The organism is Pseudonocardia sp., assembly GCF_035305885.1.
Classification (GTDB): Bacteria; Actinomycetota; Actinomycetes; order Mycobacteriales; family Pseudonocardiaceae; genus Pseudonocardia.
Genome location: NZ_DATGOP010000068.1, coordinates 1 through 15,984 on the forward strand (window position 1 = coordinate 1; position 15,984 = coordinate 15,984).

At 75.4% G+C, this 15,984-nt stretch carries 15 protein-coding genes; 5 read left to right on the top strand and 10 right to left on the bottom strand.

Going from position 1 to position 15,984, the window contains the following annotated elements; translation table 11 throughout:
* The first annotated feature begins 135 nt into the window (after positions 1-135).
* Complete coding sequence (locus VKZ81_RS14380; RefSeq protein ID WP_324242042.1) at positions 136-876, top strand: DUF2182 domain-containing protein; 741 nt, start codon at positions 136-138, stop codon at positions 874-876.
* A gap of 19 nt (positions 877-895) precedes the next feature.
* On the opposite strand, the gene VKZ81_RS14385 is transcribed toward VKZ81_RS14380, so the two are convergent.
* The 3 genes from VKZ81_RS14385 to VKZ81_RS14395 form a co-directional block, all read right to left on the bottom strand.
* A complete protein-coding gene (locus VKZ81_RS14385; RefSeq protein ID WP_324242043.1) occupies positions 896-1,786 on the bottom strand; it encodes an ABC transporter permease in 891 nt (296 codons plus the stop codon).
* Positions 1,783-4,500: an alpha/beta fold hydrolase gene (locus tag VKZ81_RS14390; protein ID WP_324242044.1), complete on the bottom strand. Its 2,718-nt coding sequence runs from the start codon at positions 4,498-4,500 to the stop codon at positions 1,783-1,785. Before VKZ81_RS14390 ends, VKZ81_RS14385 begins: the two co-directional genes overlap by 4 nt.
* 91 nt (positions 4,501-4,591) lie before the next feature.
* The gene (locus VKZ81_RS14395; RefSeq protein ID WP_324242045.1) at positions 4,592-4,903 is read right to left on the bottom strand and encodes an antibiotic biosynthesis monooxygenase family protein; all 312 of its coding nucleotides are present in this window, start codon (positions 4,901-4,903) and stop codon (positions 4,592-4,594) included.
* Between the two features lie 51 nt (positions 4,904-4,954).
* Between VKZ81_RS14395 and VKZ81_RS14400 the strand changes: the two genes are divergently transcribed.
* Positions 4,955-5,347, top strand: a complete 393-nt coding sequence (locus VKZ81_RS14400; protein WP_324242046.1) for a cupin domain-containing protein — start codon at positions 4,955-4,957, stop codon at positions 5,345-5,347.
* Positions 5,348-5,356: 9 nt separating this feature from the next.
* Complete coding sequence (locus VKZ81_RS14405; protein WP_324242047.1) at positions 5,357-6,763, top strand: gamma-glutamyltransferase; 1,407 nt, start codon at positions 5,357-5,359, stop codon at positions 6,761-6,763.
* A 6-nt stretch (positions 6,764-6,769) separates the two neighbouring features.
* Here VKZ81_RS14405 and ligD read toward each other — a convergent pair whose 3' ends face one another.
* Genes ligD through VKZ81_RS14420 form a run of 3 tightly spaced genes read right to left on the bottom strand, consistent with a single transcriptional unit; the run spans position 6,770 to position 8,651 of the window.
* Positions 6,770-7,726: a non-homologous end-joining DNA ligase gene (gene ligD / locus VKZ81_RS14410; protein ID WP_324242048.1), complete on the bottom strand. Its 957-nt coding sequence runs from the start codon at positions 7,724-7,726 to the stop codon at positions 6,770-6,772.
* 28 nt (positions 7,727-7,754) lie between these two features.
* On the bottom strand, positions 7,755-8,255 hold the full coding sequence (locus tag VKZ81_RS14415) for a metallophosphoesterase family protein (RefSeq protein ID WP_324242091.1): 501 nt from the start codon (positions 8,253-8,255) through the stop codon (positions 7,755-7,757).
* Between the two features lie 21 nt (positions 8,256-8,276).
* A complete protein-coding gene (locus VKZ81_RS14420) occupies positions 8,277-8,651 on the bottom strand; it encodes an FKBP-type peptidyl-prolyl cis-trans isomerase (protein ID WP_324242049.1) in 375 nt (124 codons plus the stop codon).
* Positions 8,652-8,720: 69 nt separating this feature from the next.
* On the opposite strand from VKZ81_RS14420, the gene VKZ81_RS14425 reads away from it, so the two are divergent.
* The gene (locus VKZ81_RS14425) at positions 8,721-10,217 is read left to right on the top strand and encodes an MFS transporter (protein WP_324242050.1); all 1,497 of its coding nucleotides are present in this window, start codon (positions 8,721-8,723) and stop codon (positions 10,215-10,217) included.
* A 4-nt stretch (positions 10,218-10,221) separates the two neighbouring features.
* Here the strand turns inward: VKZ81_RS14425 and VKZ81_RS14430 are convergent, their stop codons facing one another.
* Complete coding sequence (locus VKZ81_RS14430) at positions 10,222-12,294, bottom strand: S9 family peptidase (RefSeq protein ID WP_324242051.1); 2,073 nt, start codon at positions 12,292-12,294, stop codon at positions 10,222-10,224.
* A gap of 28 nt (positions 12,295-12,322) precedes the next feature.
* Entirely contained in the window at positions 12,323-13,576 is a 1,254-nt protein-coding gene (locus VKZ81_RS14435) for an LCP family protein (RefSeq protein ID WP_324242052.1), read from the bottom strand.
* 379 nt (positions 13,577-13,955) lie between these two features.
* Here VKZ81_RS14435 and VKZ81_RS14440 point away from each other — a divergent pair, with 379 nt between their 5' ends.
* Positions 13,956-14,879 (top strand): hypothetical protein, encoded by a 924-nt coding sequence (locus tag VKZ81_RS14440; RefSeq protein WP_324242053.1) that lies wholly within the window; start codon positions 13,956-13,958, stop codon positions 14,877-14,879.
* A 9-nt stretch (positions 14,880-14,888) separates the two neighbouring features.
* Here the strand turns inward: VKZ81_RS14440 and VKZ81_RS14445 are convergent, their stop codons facing one another.
* Together VKZ81_RS14445 and VKZ81_RS14450 are read right to left on the bottom strand one after the other, a co-directional pair.
* The gene (locus tag VKZ81_RS14445; protein WP_324242054.1) at positions 14,889-15,125 is read right to left on the bottom strand and encodes a hypothetical protein; all 237 of its coding nucleotides are present in this window, start codon (positions 15,123-15,125) and stop codon (positions 14,889-14,891) included.
* A 39-nt stretch (positions 15,126-15,164) separates the two neighbouring features.
* On the bottom strand, positions 15,165-15,848 hold the full coding sequence (locus VKZ81_RS14450) for an MBL fold metallo-hydrolase (RefSeq protein ID WP_324242055.1): 684 nt from the start codon (positions 15,846-15,848) through the stop codon (positions 15,165-15,167).
* Positions 15,849-15,984: the final 136 nt, after the last annotated feature.

Consider the following 15,984-nt stretch of genomic DNA (forward strand, 5'->3'; position numbering starts at 1 on the left):
GTCGGGAAGGCCGAGAGCTACCGGCGGGACGGCAGCAGGCACGGCCTGCCGGACGTGTCGCTGGTGGGGCACAACGCCATCCAGGGTTCGTTCCGGCTCTCGGCCTGACCCGTGTCGGGCATCGCTTCCGCGGCGATGCGCGTCCGCCGCGACCCGGGGGTCGCCCTCTGGGTCGCGGCGGGCGTGTGCTGGGCGGCGACGTTCTGGCTCGTTCTCGGCAGCGGCGGGCCGGGACACCACGCGGCGGTGGGCGGGCAGCCCGCCTGGCCGTGGCCGCTGCGGCTGGGCGCCCCGCTCGGCGCCTGGCTGGTCATGGTCGGCGCGATGATGCTGCCGACCGCCGTGCCGATGGTGCGGATGTTCGCCGTCGTGTCCGCGCGGGCCCCCGGCCCCGCGGTCGCGCGGCTGGTGTTCCTGGCCGGCTACCTCGCCGTGTGGACGGCGTTCGCCGTGGTCGCGCTGCTCGCCGACCGGGCGGTGCACGCCCTCGTGGCGTCGTGGGCGTGGCTCGCGGTCCGGCCGGGCCTGCTGCTCGGCGCGGTGCTCCTGGTGGCGGGCGCGTTCCAGTTCAGCGCGCTCAAGGACGCCTGCCTGACCGCGTGCCGCAACCCGGTCGAGTTCCTCTTCCGGCACTACCGCCGCGGGGGCGCCTGGGGATCGGGTCTGCGCCACGGCGTGTCGTGCCTGGGCTGCTGCTGGGCGCTCATGCTCGTCATGATCGGCGCCGGCATCGCCAGCCTCGCCTGGATGCTCGGGCTCACCGCGGTGATGGTGGTCGAGAAGACCGCGCCGCGCGGGGACCGGCTCGTCGCTCCGGTGGGGGTGCTCCTGCTCGTGGCCGGGGTGTCGTTGACGCTGTCCGCCCTGCTCTCGTGACGGCTCAGCTGGTGACGGCTCAGCTGGTGATGTCCTTGCGCTGGAAGCGCCAGACCGCCGCGGCGCCGAGGACCAGCGCGTAGGCCAGCGCCGAGAACGCGCCCCGGGTCATGTCGCCCCAGTCGACGGGGTCGCCGAGCAGGCCCGCCCACGCGTCGTCGAAGTGCGTGGGCAGGATGTCCCGCAGGCCCTCCAGCGCGGTGATCTGGTCGAGGATCCGCGACACGATCGACACCATGACGGCCCCGCCGACGGCGCCGAGCGGGGCGTCGGTGGAGACCGACAGCAGCAGCGCGAGCGCCGCCACCCAGCTCAGGTGGACCGCGAGGTACACCGCCCCGGACAGGATCCGCACGGTGCCCGGGCCGTAGTCGAGCGAGACGCCGGTGGGGCTCACCATGTCGCCCGCGCCGTAGGCGAGGGTGCCGACGGCGAGCGCGACGACCGGCAGCAGGAGCAGCGCGGCCAGCGACAGCACCGCCGCCACCACCGCCTTCTGCCGCAGCAGGCGGGCCCGCGGCACCGGCGCCGCGAGCAGGTAGCGCAGGCTCGACCACGACGCCTCCGCCGCCACCGTGTCGCCGAAGAACAGCGCGACGACCACGACCAGCAGGAACGACGACGAGGCGAACATCGCGAACACGGCGAAGTTGAGCCCGCTGGTGGTCGCGAGGTCGACGAGCGTGAGCGAGCCGGTGGGCGGCCCGTCGGGCGCGAGCTCGAACGCCACCCACAGCAGCACCGGCAGCAGCACGAGCAGGCCGAACACCACCTGCGTGCGGCGCCTGCGCAGCTGGCGCTCCAGCTCCACCCGCAACGGCAGGGTCCGTTCGGGCCGGAACGCGCGCCGCGTCACCGCCGACGGCGGCGTCCGGCGCGGCTCGGGCTCGGTGGTCGCGACGTCGCTCATGGCGTGCGGTCCTCCCCGACCAGCTGCAGGAACGCGTCCTCGAGGCGACGGCGTGGGCCGGCCGCGAACACCTCGACGCCCGCCGTGACCAGGGCCCGCACGGCCTCCGCCCGCGGCGTGCCGTTGAGCTCGGCGTGGACGCCGCCGTCGACCACCTCCACCGACCGGACGCCCGCGAGGTCGGAGAGCACCGACGCGGCCCGCTCCGGGGCGTCGACGGTGAACGTGGCGCCGCCGCCCGCGATGATCTCCTCGACCGTGCCGTCGGCCACCACCTCGCCGCGGTGCATCACGACGACGTGGGTGCACGTCTGCTCGACCTCGGCGAGCAGGTGGCTCGACACCACCACCGTCCGGCCCTGTGCCGCGTAGCGGCGCAGGACCTCGCGCATGGCCGAGATCTGGGGCGGGTCGAGCCCGTTGGTCGGCTCGTCGAGCACCAGCAGGTCGGGCAGCCCGAGCATGGCCTGCGCGATGGCCAGCCGCTGGCGCATGCCCTGGCTGTAGGTGCCGACCCGGCGGTCGAGCGCCGCGCCGAGCTCGGCGATCTCCAGCGCCTCGTCGAGGTGGGCGTCGGCGGCGGGGCGGCCGGTGGCGGCCCAGTACAGGCGCAGGTTGTCCCGGCCGGACAGGTGCGGCAGGAACCCGGGCCCCTCGACGAACGCCCCGATGCGCGCGAGCACCGGCGACCCCGGCCCGACCGGGCGGCCGAACGCGCTGATCGTGCCCGCGGTCGGGCGCACCAGGCCCATCAGCATGCGCAGCACGGTGGTCTTGCCCGCGCCGTTCGGGCCGAGCAGCCCGAGCACCACGCCCTTCTCCACGGTGAACGAGACGTCCTTCACCGCCTGGAACCCGTTCGAGTAGGTCTTGGCGAGGCCGGAGACGACCAGCGGCGGGCCGTCGGCGTCGGCGGGCTCGGGCTCGGTCGCCGCCCGCCGGCGCAGCCGGGTGACCAGCCAGGCGAGCGCGGCGATCGCGAGCACCACGCCGATCCCGACGAGCGGCGCGAGCGGCACGGTGGAGGCGGTGGCGCTGGCGCCGGGCACCACCGGCACGGTGAGGTCGCCGGTCACCTCGACCCGCCAGACCGCGGGCTCGGTCGGGCCGGCGAAGGCCGAGTCGGTGGTGGCGATCGAGACGACGAGCTCGTTGCCGGACTCCACGGGCGCCACCACACCGGGCAGCGCCACCGTGACCGTTGCGGGCGTGCCGTCGTCGGGGACCCTCACGCGCATCGGCGCGACCGCGCCCCCGAGCAGCGTGCGCCGCCCGTCCGGGGCCAGCTCGGTGATCCGGGCGAACAGCACGGCCTCGGCGGGCGCGGGCTGGCCCGGCACCCGAGCGACGCTCACCTGCACCCGCGGAGCGCCCGCGACCAGCAGCGACGCGGGCAGAGGGCCGGTGCGGAACGCGGCGGTCTGGCCGGGCGGGTCGGCGGCGAACGCGGAGATCCGCCCGGCGGCCGAGCCGAGGGCGCCCCCCATCCCGGGCAGCGAGGTGATCGCGGCCGGCCTGCCGCCCGCCGGGTGGACGACCTCCTGCGCCTCGCCCCGCAGCGGCAGCGGGGTGGTCAGCAGCGGCGCGGTGCCGGGCAGGCCGGGGTAGGCGGGTGCGGAGAGGGTGCGGCTGGTGGGCGTGTTCGCGCCGGCCCGCACCCCGCTCTGCACGACGTAGCTGAAGCCGGTGCCGGGGTCGTCCCCGGTGCCGGCGAGGTGGAAGGCGAACCAGTCGCCGATGCTGTCGCGGACCGCGTCGCCCGGGGCCGCGCCGTCGTGGCCGCCCGCGAACCACTCCACCTTGACGCGCCCGCCGGCCGCCGCGATCTGCCGGGCGGTCGCGTCGGCCTGGTCGAGGCCGAACAGCGTGTCCTGCTCGCCCTGCACGAGCAGGGTCGGTGCGGTGATCCGGTCGGCGACGGTGGCGGGCGACGACCGCCGCAGCAGCTCGGCGGTGGCGGGGGAGAGCTGCCCGGTGGTGGCGACCTCGGCGTAGGCGGCGCACAGCTGCGCGGTGAACCGGCCGCAGGGGGTGGCCCCGGTCGCCGGGGCGTCCGGCGTGTCCGGGGTGGCCGGGTTCTCATCGGACGGGTCGCGCCCCGCGGAGAACAGCAGCCCCGCCCAGCCGCTCTTGAACACCCCGTCCGGGGCGGCGATCCCGGCGGCGGGGGTGTCGGGCGGCGGCGGGTCGGCGGCCGCGGCGTTCGGGAAGAGCGACTGGCCGAGGTCGTTGTAGGTGATCACCGGGGCGAGCGCGTCGACGCGGGGGTCGTACCCGGCGAGCAGCAGCGCGAGCGCCCCGCCGTACGAGGCGCCGGTGACGCCGACCCGCGGGTCGCCCGGCCCGTCCTGCTGCACCTCCGGCAGGGACGCGAGCCGGTCGACGAGCGCCCGCGCGTCGGCGACCTCGTGGTCGGGGGAGTTGAGCGCGATCTGCCCGGTGCTGGCGCCGAACCCGCGCGCCGACCAGGTGAGCACCACGAACCCGCGTGCGGCGAGCGCACGGGCGTCGGCGTCGACCGATGCCTTGCTGCCGCCGAAACCGTGGGCGACGAGCACCGCCGGCGCGGGAGTCGTGGCGGGCAGGTAGAGCGAGGTGTCCAGCTCGACGCCGTCGGCGACGGCGACGCGTTCCTCGCTGACCCGGACGTCGGCCGGGGCTGCCCCCGTCAGCAGGAGCCCGGCCACGACCGCGAGGACGACGCTGAGGGCCACTGAGGACGATCGGGCGCCGCGGGCGGGGTGCACGAGACGACGTTACGGTGTGTGCGTCGGATGTGTCCTCAGTGCGCTCTCAGGGCTCCGCTCAGGGCGCCGCCGGGCCCGGGAGCGTCACCTCGTCGAAGTGCTCCACGCGCGGTTCGCCGTCGAGGAACGGGCCGATGAGGCCGCGCCAGCGCCCGAAGTTCTCCGACTCCCGGAACCCGACGGTGTGGGCCTCCACGCTGTCCCACTCGATCAGCAGCACGAACCGGCCGGGCGATTCGATCCCCCTGGTCAGGCGGGCGTTGCGGAAGCCGGGGGTGTCGGAGACGTAGCGGATGCCCTCGCGGACGGCCGCGGAGAACTCCTCCTGGGTGCCGGGCAGGACCGTGATGTCTGCGACCTCGAGGACCATCGGGGCATCTTCGCACGAGTGGAAACGCCGCGATCCGGGCACAGTTGCGGCATGGAGCACTTCGACATCGCCACCGTCGCGGAGCGCAGCGGCGACTTCCGGCGCGTTCTCTGGACGGGCAAGCACACCCAGCTCGTGATCATGACGATCCCGCCGGGTGGCGAGATCGGCGAGGAGGTCCACGAGGGGATCGACCAGATCCTGTCGTTCGTCTCCGGAACCGGCGAGGCGCGGGTGGGCGGCGAGACGAAGCCCGTCGAGCCGGGTGACCTGGTGGTCGTCCCGGCGGGCACCAAGCACAACTTCGTCAACACGGGCCCGAACCCGCTCGTGCTGTACACGGTCTACGGCCCGCCCGACCACGCCCCCGGTGCGGTGCACCGCACGAAGGAGGAGGCCGACGCCGCGGAGGAGTCCGGCGAGGACGAGCCGCCCACCTCCTGAGGCGGGCCCGTGGCGCCGCGGGGCGTGGTGGCGGCGGGCCACCCCGCGTCGGCGGCCGCGGGCGCCGACGCGCTGCGCGCCGGCGGCAACGCCGTCGACGCCGCGGTCGCTGCGGTCCTCACGTCGTTCGTCGCCGAGCCGCTGCTCACCGGGCTGGGCGCGGGCGGCTACCTGCTCGTCGCGCCGCCCGGGGAGTCGCCGCGGCTGCTCGACTTCTTCGTGGCGACCCCGGGCCGCGGCGCGGCGGGCGGTCCGGCGCCCATGACCGACGTCATCGTGACGTTCGAGGGCACCACCCAGGTGTTCCAGGTCGGCGCCGGCTCGTGCGCCGTGTACGGGACGCCCGCGGGCGTGACCGCCGCAGCCGAGCGGTTCGGCCGGATGCCGCTCGCCGAGCTCACCGCGCCCGCGGCCCGCCTCGCCCGCGCCGGGGTGCGGCTCAACGCGATGCAGGCGTACGTGTTCGAGCTGCTGCACGGCGTCGTCGGCGCGACGCCCGAGGCCGCCGCGCGGTACACCCTGGACGGGCGGCCCCCGCGGGAGGGCGAGCTGCTGCGCGACCCCGAGCTGGCCGACGCGCTCGACCTGCTGGGGGCGGAGGGGGCGGCGCCGTTCTACACCGGCGACGTCGCGGGCGCCGTCGCCGAGGAGGTGGGCGCCCGCGGCGGCGTGCTCACGCGCGCCGACCTCGCCGCCTACCGCGTGGTGGACCGCGCACCGCTGTGCGTCACCCGCGGCGAGCACGAGGTCTTCTCCAACCCGCCGCCCAGCGCGGGCGGGGCCAGGCTGGTGCGCGCGCTCGACCACCTCGGCGCGCCCGGCCGGGAACCCGACGCGGCCGCGATCGCGGCCGCGCTGGCGGCGGGGGCGGGCGACGGCCGCTCGCCGGGGTCCACCACGCACGTCTCGGTGCTCGACGCCGACGGCTGGGCGTGCTCGGTGACCTGCTCCAACGGGACCGGCTCCGGGGTGACCGTCCCGGGCACCGGCATCCACCTCAACAACATGCTCGGCGAGCACGACCTGGCCGTGCCCGCCGCCGTGGGCGAGCGGCTGTCGTCGGCGATGGCCCCGACCCTGGTCCGCCGCGGCGGCGCCACCGAGCTCGTGCTGGGCTCGGCCGGGTCGAGCCGGATCCACGCCGCCGTGCTGCAGGTGCTGGTGAACGTGCTCGACCGGGGCATCGCCCCGCAGGAGGCGGTGGCCGCGCCGCGGATCCACGTGGAACGGGGGAACGCCTACGCCGAGCCGGGGATCGACGTGGCGGCGCTGGAGGCCGCCGGGTACCCGGTCACCCGGTTCGCCGCCCCCAACCTGTTCTTCGGCGGCTGCCAGGTCGTCCGGCGCGACCCCGCCACCGGCGCGCTCGACGGGGGCGCGGACGCGCGCCGCTGCGGCGCGGTGGTCGTGGCCTGACGCGGCCTACTGCCGCTTGGCCCGCGCCCGCCGCTTCCCCTCGTGCATCGCCGCGACCCGCGCGATCGGGATCCCGTGCCCCTCCTGGAGCAGGTCGGCGGGCGGCCGCTGCTTCGCGGGCATCCGGTCCTGCCACGGGTCGGCGCTGCCGAGCAGGTCGACCGCCGTGCGGATCGTGAAGTCGCGGGGCGACACGTCGTCCAGGTCGTCCCAGGCCACCGGGAACGACACCGGCACGCCCGGCCGCACCCGCGGGCTGTAGGCCGCGACGACGGTGGCCCCACCCGACCGGGTGGAGTCGACGAACACCTTCCCGACCCGGTCCTGCTTGAGGTAGGCGGTGGTGGCGACCTCGGGGTCCACGCGCTCGGTGCGGGCGGCGAGCGCGCGGGTGGCCGCGGCGGCGTCCTCGAAGCCCACGTCGTCGGCGAGCGGCACGAACACGTGCAGCCCCTTCGACCCGCTCGTCTTCACGACCCCCTCCAGCCCGCTGTCGGCCAGCGCCTGGTGCACGAGCCGCGCCGCCCGCACGACGTGGGCGAAGTCGTCGCCCTCCGGCGGGTCCAGGTCGAGGATCAGGTACGTGGGGTGGTCCTCACCCACCCGCATCAGCGCGGGGTGGTACTCCACGGAGCGCTGGTTGGCGAACCACAGCAGCGTGCGCCGGTCGTCGGCCAGCGCGTAGCGCACCTCGCGCCGCGACGCCTCGGCCCACATCGTGGTGGTCTCGACCCAGTCGGGGGTGTACTTGGGCACGTTCTTCTGCATGAACGGCTGCTGGCCCGGCCGGATCCGGATCACCGAGAGCGGACGCTGCCGCAGCTCGGGCAGGATGCGGTCGCGCACCGCGTCGAGGTAGTCGACGAGGTCGCGCTTGGTGGCGTCGGCGCCGTCGAAGAGCGGTTGGTCCAGGTTGGTCAGCTCCACCCCGGCCCGCGTCTCGACGGTCTTCGCGCGGCTCACCAGGGCACTCAACCACGCCCGGCCCCGCTCAGCCAGGTGCCAGGTGGTGCAGCTCCACCCGGGCGAGGACCCCGTCGGCGACCTGCGCGGTCATCCAGGTGAACGTCGGCTGCCGCCGCCGGTCGGTGGGGGAGCCGGGGTTGAGCAGGCGCAGCCCGGTGTCCGCGGTGGTGTCCCACGGGATGTGGCTGTGGCCGAACACGAGCACGTCGACGTCCGGGTAGGCCCGGGCGCAGCGCTTCTCGCGGCCCGCGGCGGCGCCGGTCTCGTGCACCACCGCGAACCGGACGCCTTCCAGCTCGACCCGCGCCACCTCGGGCAGGCGGGCCCGCAGCGCGGGGCCGTCGTTGTTGCCGTACACGCCGACCACGCGCCGCGCCCGCGCCTCGAGCGCGTCGAGCAGGCCGACCGAGACCCAGTCGCCCGCGTGGAACACGACGTCGGCGGCGTCGACCGCCGACCACACCGGCGCGGGCAGGTCCTTCGCCCGCACCGGCAGGTGCGTGTCGGAGATCAGCAGCAGGTCCAGCGTGGCCCTCCGGCTCTGCGTTCAGTGCACGCCCACGAGGTCGACGACGAAGACCAGGGTCTCGCCGGGCTTGATCACACCACCCGCACCGCGGTCGCCGTAGCCGAGGTGCGGCGGGATGACCAGCCTGCGCCGGCCGCCGACCCGCATCCCGGCCACGCCGCGGTCCCAGCCCGCGATGACGCGCCCGGCGCCGAGCGGGAACTGGAACGTGGAGCCGCGGTTCCAGGAGGCGTCGAACTCCTCGCCGGTGGAATGTGCCACACCGACGTAGTGCACCTCGACCGTCCGGCCCGGGGTGGCCTCGGCGCCGACGCCGGGGGTGATGTCCTCGACGAGCAGGTCAGCGGGGGCGGGGCCGTCGTACGGGTCGACGTCGGGTCGTTGCAGGGCCACGGTCTTCCTCCTCCGGGAACGGGGCGTGCCAGCGTGCCAGACCGGCTCCTGCGCGGTAGACAGGGCTCCGTGACCAGGTCCGACGCGCCGCGATCGGTCCCCACCGCCGACGACCCCGACCCCAGGCGGTGGCGGGCGCTGTCGGTCACGCTCGTCGCGGGCTTCATGACCCTGCTCGACGTCAGCATCGTGGCGGTCGCCCTGCCGTCGATGCAGCGGAGCCTCGGCGCCGACCCGGCGACCGTGCAGTGGGTCGTGTCCGGTTACGCGCTCACGTTCGGGCTGGCGCTCGTGCCCGCCGGTCGGCTGGGCGACGCGCTGGGGCGGCGGCGGATGTTCCTCGGAGCGCTCACGGGCTTCGTGCTGTGCAGCGGGCTCGCCGGCGCCGCGTCGAACGTCGGGCTGCTCGTGGCGGCGCGGCTCGCGCAGGGGCTCGCCGCCGGCTCGCTGGCGCCGCAGAACTCGGGGCTGATCCAACAGATGTTCAGCGGCGACGAGCGGGGGCGGGCGTTCGGGCTCTTCGGCGCGACCGTGGGGGTCTCCACCGCCATCGGCCCCATCGTCGGCGGGTTCATCCTCGCGCTGGCGGACGGGCCCGACGGGTGGCGGTGGATCTTCTACGTCAACGTGCCGATCGGGGTGGTCGCGCTCGTGCTCGCGGCCCGACTCATCCCCCGCACCGCGCCGGTGGGCACGGGACGCATCGACGTGGTCGGCGGCCTGCTGCTCGGCGGCTGCGTGTTCGCGGTGCTGCTGCCGCTCGCCGAGGCCGACGCGGGTGGCCTCACCCGCCTGTGGTGGCTGTTCGTGGTCGCGGCGGTCATGGCGGTGCTGTTCGTGCGGTGGGAGCGGCGGGTGACCCGCCACCGGGGCGCCCCGCTGCTGGACCTGCGGCTGCTGTCCAGGACGCGCGGGTACGCGACCGGCGCGGCGCTCGGCACGGTCTACTTCCTCGGCTTCTCCGGCATCTGGATCGTGTTCGCCCTGTTCCTGCAGTCGGGGGTCGGCTACACCCCGCTGCAGTCCGGGCTCTCGGTGACCGCGTTCGCCATCGGGTCGGCGGTGTCGGCCGCGGTCGGCGGGCGGTTCGTCGAGCGCTTCGGCCGCCGGTTGACCGTGATCGGGCTGACCGGCGTGCTCAGCGGCCTGGGCGCGACGATCGGGGTCGTGCTCCTCGCGCCGCCCGCGGCGCTGACCGGGGCGCTGGCTGCGCCGTTGCTGGTCGCCGGGCTCGGCGGCGGCCTGGTGATCTCGCCCAACATCACGCTCTCGCTCCGCGAGGTGCCGGTGCGGATGGCCGGCTCGGCGGGTGGCGCCCTGCAGACCGGCCAGCGCGTCGGCGCGGCGATCGGCACGGCCGCGCTGCCCGGCGCGTACTACCTGGTGCTGGGCGCGGACGGGGAGAACCAGCAGGTCGCCGCGGCGGTCGCGCTCAGCGGTGCGGTGCTCTCGGTGTCCGCGGCGCTCGGCATCGCCGTGCGCGACCTGCGCAACGAGCGCCGCGCCCGGCGACGGCGGTGCAGCGAGGAGGAGACGCACAGCTTCGACCACCCCGCCCGCATCTGAGCGGTCACGCCCCGAGGGCCTGGCGCAGGAACTGCACCTGCAGCAGGAGCAGGTTCTCCGCCACGACCTCCTGCGGCGTCATGTGGGTGACCCCCGACAGCGGCAGCACGCTGTGCGGCCTGCCCGCGGCGAGCAGCGCCGAGGACAGCCGCAGCGTGTGGGCGGCCACCACGTTGTCGTCGGCGAGCCCGTGCACCAGCATCAGCGGTCGGGTGAGCGAGGGCGCGTCGGCGATCAGCGACGAGCGGGCGTACGCCTCCGCGTCGCGGTCCGGGAGGCCGAGGTAGCGCTCGGTGTAGTGGGTGTCGTACAGCGCCCAGTCGGTGACCGGCGCCCCGGCCACGGCCGCGTGGAAGACGTCCGGGCGACGCAGCACCGCGAGCGCGGCGAGGTAGCCGCCGAAGGACCAGCCGCGGATCCCGACCCGGGTGAGGTCGAGGTCCGGGTACCGCTCGGCCGCGGCGTGCAGCCCGTCGACCTGATCCTGCAGCACCGGCCCGGCGAGGTCCCCGTGGACCGCCCGCTCGAACTCCGGCCCGCGCCCCGGGGTGCCCCGCCCGTCGACGACCACGACGGCGAAGCCCTGGTCGGCGAACCACTGGCTGGTCAGGTACGAGCCGCGGGTGGCGAGCACGCGCTGGGAGTGCGGGCCGCCGTAGGGGTCCATGAGGACCGGGAGCGTGGTGCCCGGCTCGTGGTCGCGGGGAAGCAGCACCGCCGTGCGCAGTTCGCGCTCGCCGGCGCTGAGCAGCGTGACCCGCGGGACGATGCCGGGCGGGTCGGCGAACGAGGCGATGGTGCGCTCCGCCCCGTTCCGGTGGACGGTGGTGGTCGGGCCGTCGCTGTCGAGGTCCTGCCGGGTCACCACGAGCGTGCCCCCGGCGAGCCTTCCGCCGTGCACGCCGGGCTCGGTCGCGACCGCGGTGAGCCCGCCGGGCCCCCACGTCCACAGGCCGATCGAGGTCGGGTCCTCGCTCGCGCGGAACAGCACCACGTCGCCGTCGACGTCGACGACGTCGCGGACCTGCAGCGTCGGGGGCGTCACCGGTTCGCCGTCCACGACGAGGCGGTAGCCGCCGTCGACGCTGCCGACGGTCACGAGCGCGCCGGAGGCGGTGTGCACCGGCACGCCCGGGACGATGTCGACCCAGGTCGGGTCGGTCTGCTCGTGCACGGGGGTGGTCGCCCCGGTGGTCGGGTCGACGCGCAGCACGCGCAGGGCCCGCTGGTCGCGCGGCTGCACGACGATCAGCAGGCCGTGGCGGTCCCAGACCGCCTCGGCGAGGTACTCGTCGCGTTCGTGATCCCACCGAACCGGCACGGTCGTGCCGTCGAGCGAGATCACCTCGAGCGACACCCGCGCGTTCGGCGTGCCCGCCGCGGGGTAGGCGACGACGGACGGCTCGCGCTCGGGGTTGGCCGGGTCGGCGATGTGCCAGCGCCGCACCGGCGCGTCGTCGACCCGCGCGACCAGCAGGGCGTCGCCGTCGGGCGCCCACCAGTAGCCGCGCATCCGGCCCATCTCCTCGGCGGCGACGAAGTCGGCGAGCCCGTAGGTGACGTGCGGGGCGTCCGGCTCGGCGAGCGCGGTGGTGGCGCGGGAGGTGATGTCGTGGACGTGCAGCGCGCCGCCGCGGACGAACGCGATCTTGCGCCCGTGCGGGTCCGGGCGCGGGTCGATGACCCCGGCGGGGGTGTCGATCCGGCGCGTGGACAGCCCGCCGACGAAGTTGACGACGTAGAGCCGTCCGGACAGGGCGAACGCGGCCATCGTGACCGGCCGGTCGGTGGCGTAGCCGACCACGCCGCCCGCCTGCTCGCGGGTGCGTTCGCGGCGGGCGCGCTCCTCGGGCGGCAGGTCCTCCTCGTTCGCGCCCTCGAGCTCCCGCGGGTCGACGACGAGGCGTTCCTCGCCGGAGGTGAGGTCCAGGGTCCACAGGCAGGTGAGCGGGTCGGTGCCGCCGCGGCTGCGCAGGAACACCACCCGCTCGCCGTCGGGGGAGACGGTGAAGCCGCGTGGGGCGCCGAGGGTGAAGCGCCGGGTGCGGGCCTGCCGGCGCGGGAAGCTGTCGGTCACGGGGGATCAGTGTGGCCTGCGGCCCCGGTCAGTCCACGCAGGGCACGCCCTCGGCGACGATCACCGGGTGCTCGCTGGTCGGCACGGGGGTGCTCGTCTCGGGCGCGTCGGCCGGCCGCACGGTGAGGGGGTCGTCGTCGGTGACCGGGCGGGCCGAGGTGGGTGGCGAGGTGGACGGCACGGCCGACGGCGCCGAGGGGCGGGCGGTGGGCGCCGGTGCCGCCGCCGGGGCGCCCGGGCCGATCAGCCCGAGGACGAACGCGCGCACGGCGTCGCGGTCGATCTCCACGGCGATGCCGTCGACGGGGGTGCGCAGGTCGGGCCGCCCGGTGGGGATCGTGTGGAAGGCGAGTTGCTGGGTGGACAGCAGGCGCATCTGGGAGAGGACCTGGTCGAGGTCCCAGCCGCTGTCGAGCACCACGTAGCGGGTGGCGATGTCGACCAGCCGCTGCAGGCGCGCCGGGTCGGTGATGGTGCTGGGGGCGAGCACCCGCTGCGCCAGCCCGGCGGCGAACGCCTGTTGGCGGGTGATCCGGTCGAGGTCACCGTCCTCGAGCCCGTGCCGCTGCCGCACGAACGCGAGCGCGCCGGGCCCGCTCACCAGGTGGTGGCCCGCCGGCAGGTCGAGGCCGGAGTAGGAGTCGCGGACGGGGTTGTTCAGGCACACCGGCACCCCGCCGAGCGCCTCGGTGAGCTCGACGAACCCGGCCATGCCGATCTCGGCGAAGTGGTCGATCGAGACCCCGGTGAGCTGCTCGACGGTGGCGACCAGCGTGCGCCGCCCCGCCTCGCGGCCGCGCCGGTCGAGCTCGGGGCCCTCGATGCCCTGCGCGCGCAGGGCCTCCTGGGCGTCCTGCATGCCGCGCCGGTACGCCGAGTTGATCTTGTGGGTGCCGCGGCCGCCCGCGATCGGGACGAAGGAGTCGCGCGGGATCGAGATGGCGACGGCGCGGGCGCCCGGGTCGTCGGGCACGTGCAGCAGGATGATCGTGTCGGTGTGCAGCTGGCCCTCGTCCGGGCCCGCGTGCAGCGCGTCGAGCATCGCGGGCGGCAGCGGGTTGCCGTGCGCGTCCGTGCGCGCGTCGAGCCCGACCAGCAGCGCCGTGAACGGCTCACCCGGCCGGGTGGGTCGCGGGGTCGGGATGGCCGCGGTGCTGCTCACGACCCCGGTGTCGACCTGGTGCTGGAGCGACCAGGCGAACCCGGTGGCCACGAGGGCGGCCGCCGACGCCAGCGCGGTGACGGCGCGAACGATCGCGCGCGTCGTTCGTCTGGCGTCCATGTCACTCCGGGTCACTGCGATCGCACGGCGCCTCGACCGGTGCCGCGACCGCCCCGTGCTCCTGCCGCCGAGTGCGGCTGACGTCCACTGTAGTCACGCGAGGTGGGCGGGGACTGCTCCGAACGGTGCACGTCACAGGGGTCCAACGGTGCGCGTCACACGTTCGGTGACCAAATCATGATCAACACGCTATGGTCGCCGCCTACTCCACGTTCCGCCGCTCCCGGGGGGAGACACGTCGATGTCGATGCCGCGGAGGTCGCCGCGCGAAGCGCCGGTGCCGTCCTCGTCCGCGCTGCCGGGACGTGCCCGCCCGTAACGGCTCTCACCCGAAGTCGGATATGAACGGCAAGATCACAGCGCAGAACGGACGTTCCTGATGACCGCTCCCCATCAGTCTCCGCAGAAGACGGCGTTCGCGCAGCGACCGCTCCCGCAGGAGCCCCACCAGCCGCACCAGCCGGTGCGCCCGCCGGTGGTGCCCGGCCACCAGCTGCGCCCGTGGCCGGTGAACCCCGAGCAGCAGGGGCAGCAGCAGCCCGGCTATCCGGAGCAGTCCCACCGGCTCCCGGGCCGGCCGGAGCAGCACTACCCGGCGCCGGGCCGGCAGGAGCCGACGCCCGGCAGGCAGGCCGTCGAGGAGGAGCTCCGTCGGGCCCGCTCGCAGGCGCCCGCGGGCGAGGCCGAGCGGTCGCAGCCGATCTTCGTGCGGAAGAAGCGCTTCGAGGCGCTGGCGTGGACGACGGTGGTCCTCGGCGTCGTCGGCATCGTGGGCGGGGTCGTCGGCGCGCTCGTCGGCTCGCAGGTCCTCGCCCTGGACTACCTGACGATCGGGCTCGGCGTGATCGGCGTGCTGGTCGGGGTGGTCGCCCTGCTCGGCACGCGCAAGGTCGTCGCGGCCATCGGCACCGTGCTGTGCGCGGGCGCGATCGCGGTGGCCATGACCGCCCAGGTCGCGACGCCCGACGCCGAGGCCACCGGCGGCGGTGCGGACGCCGCCGCGCAGGACGTCTCGCTGCGCGACTGCGAGGTCGTCCGCCAGGACGGGGCGGTCGTCGCCCAGGCCACGATCGAGATCACCAACCGCACCGACCAGGCGCAGTCCTACAACATCAACGTGACCGTCAACGACCGGGGCGGGCCGCGCGTCGGCGAGTTCAACGTGGTCGCCACGAGCGTCGCGCCGGGCGAGACGCTGGTCCTGTCGGGGGCGCAGGCGAGCGGGTCGGTCAGCGGGCGCGCGCAGGAAGGGCCGGCCGAGTGCCGGGTCGCGAACGTGAACCGCCTGGGGCTGGGCGGCTGACGGACCCGGTCAGGCCGTCGTCGCCCGCGCGGTGTCGGCGGCCTCCAGCAGCGCCCGGGCGAGCAGGTCGGCTTCGTCCGGGCTGAACGACCAGCGCTCGTTGCGGCCCGCCGGGATGCTGTCGCCCCCGGCGGGCCAGACGACGACCTGGGCCTCCGCCGCGCCGTCGTCGTGCCGTGCCTGCTCCGGGATCGCGATCTCGACCTGGAGGTTCATCGCGAGCGTGGTGTCCTGCTGGATGCGCATCGGCCCACCATGCCCGCTCGCGCGCGTTCGCGCCCGGCCTCACCAGCCGCGGGCGCGCCACTCCCCCAGGTGCGGGCGTTCCGCCCCGAGCGTCGAGTCGTCGCCGTGGCCCGGGTAGAACCACGTCTCGTCCGGCAGCCGGCCGAAGATCCGCTCCTCGAGGTCGTCCATGAGCTGGTTGTGGTCCTCGAGGGTGGTGGTCTTCCCGTGGCCGCCCGGGAAGAGGGAGTCGCCGGTGAACAGGTGCGGGTGCCCGCCGGGGCTCGGGTCGCGGTAGACCAGCGCGATGGACCCGGGCGTGTGGCCGCGCAGGTGCACGACCTCGAGCTCGATCTCCCCGAACCGGATCGTGTCGCCGTTGTCCACCAGCTCGTCCATCGGGATCGGCAGCTCGGGCGCGTCGAGCGGGTGTGCGTACTGGCGGGTCTGGAACATGCCCGCCACCGCGCCGAGCGCCTGCCAGTGGTCGTAGTGGCGGTGGGTGGTGACGAGGTGGTTCAGCTCGGGACGGCCGTCGTCGGCGCCCACGAGGTCGGCGATCCGGTCGGGGTCGTTCGCCGCGTCGATCAGCAGCGCCTCGTTGGTGGCCCGGCACACCAGCAGGTAGGCGTTGTTGTCCATCGGGCCGACCGAGAGCTTGTAGATCGTGAGGGCATCGAGCTCGCGGCGGGCGGCGGGGCCGCCCGGGTCCACGTGACCGGTGTAGCTGTCGAGGACGTCCACCCGGCCAGACTAGTGCCGCCACGGCTCCGTCACGATCGGATCGCGGTGGGAGGCCCGGTTAGCCCGGATCGTTGACAGCGGAACGCGCGCTCGACAACGATCCGTCGACATTGTTCACCCCGGGGCATGACGAGTT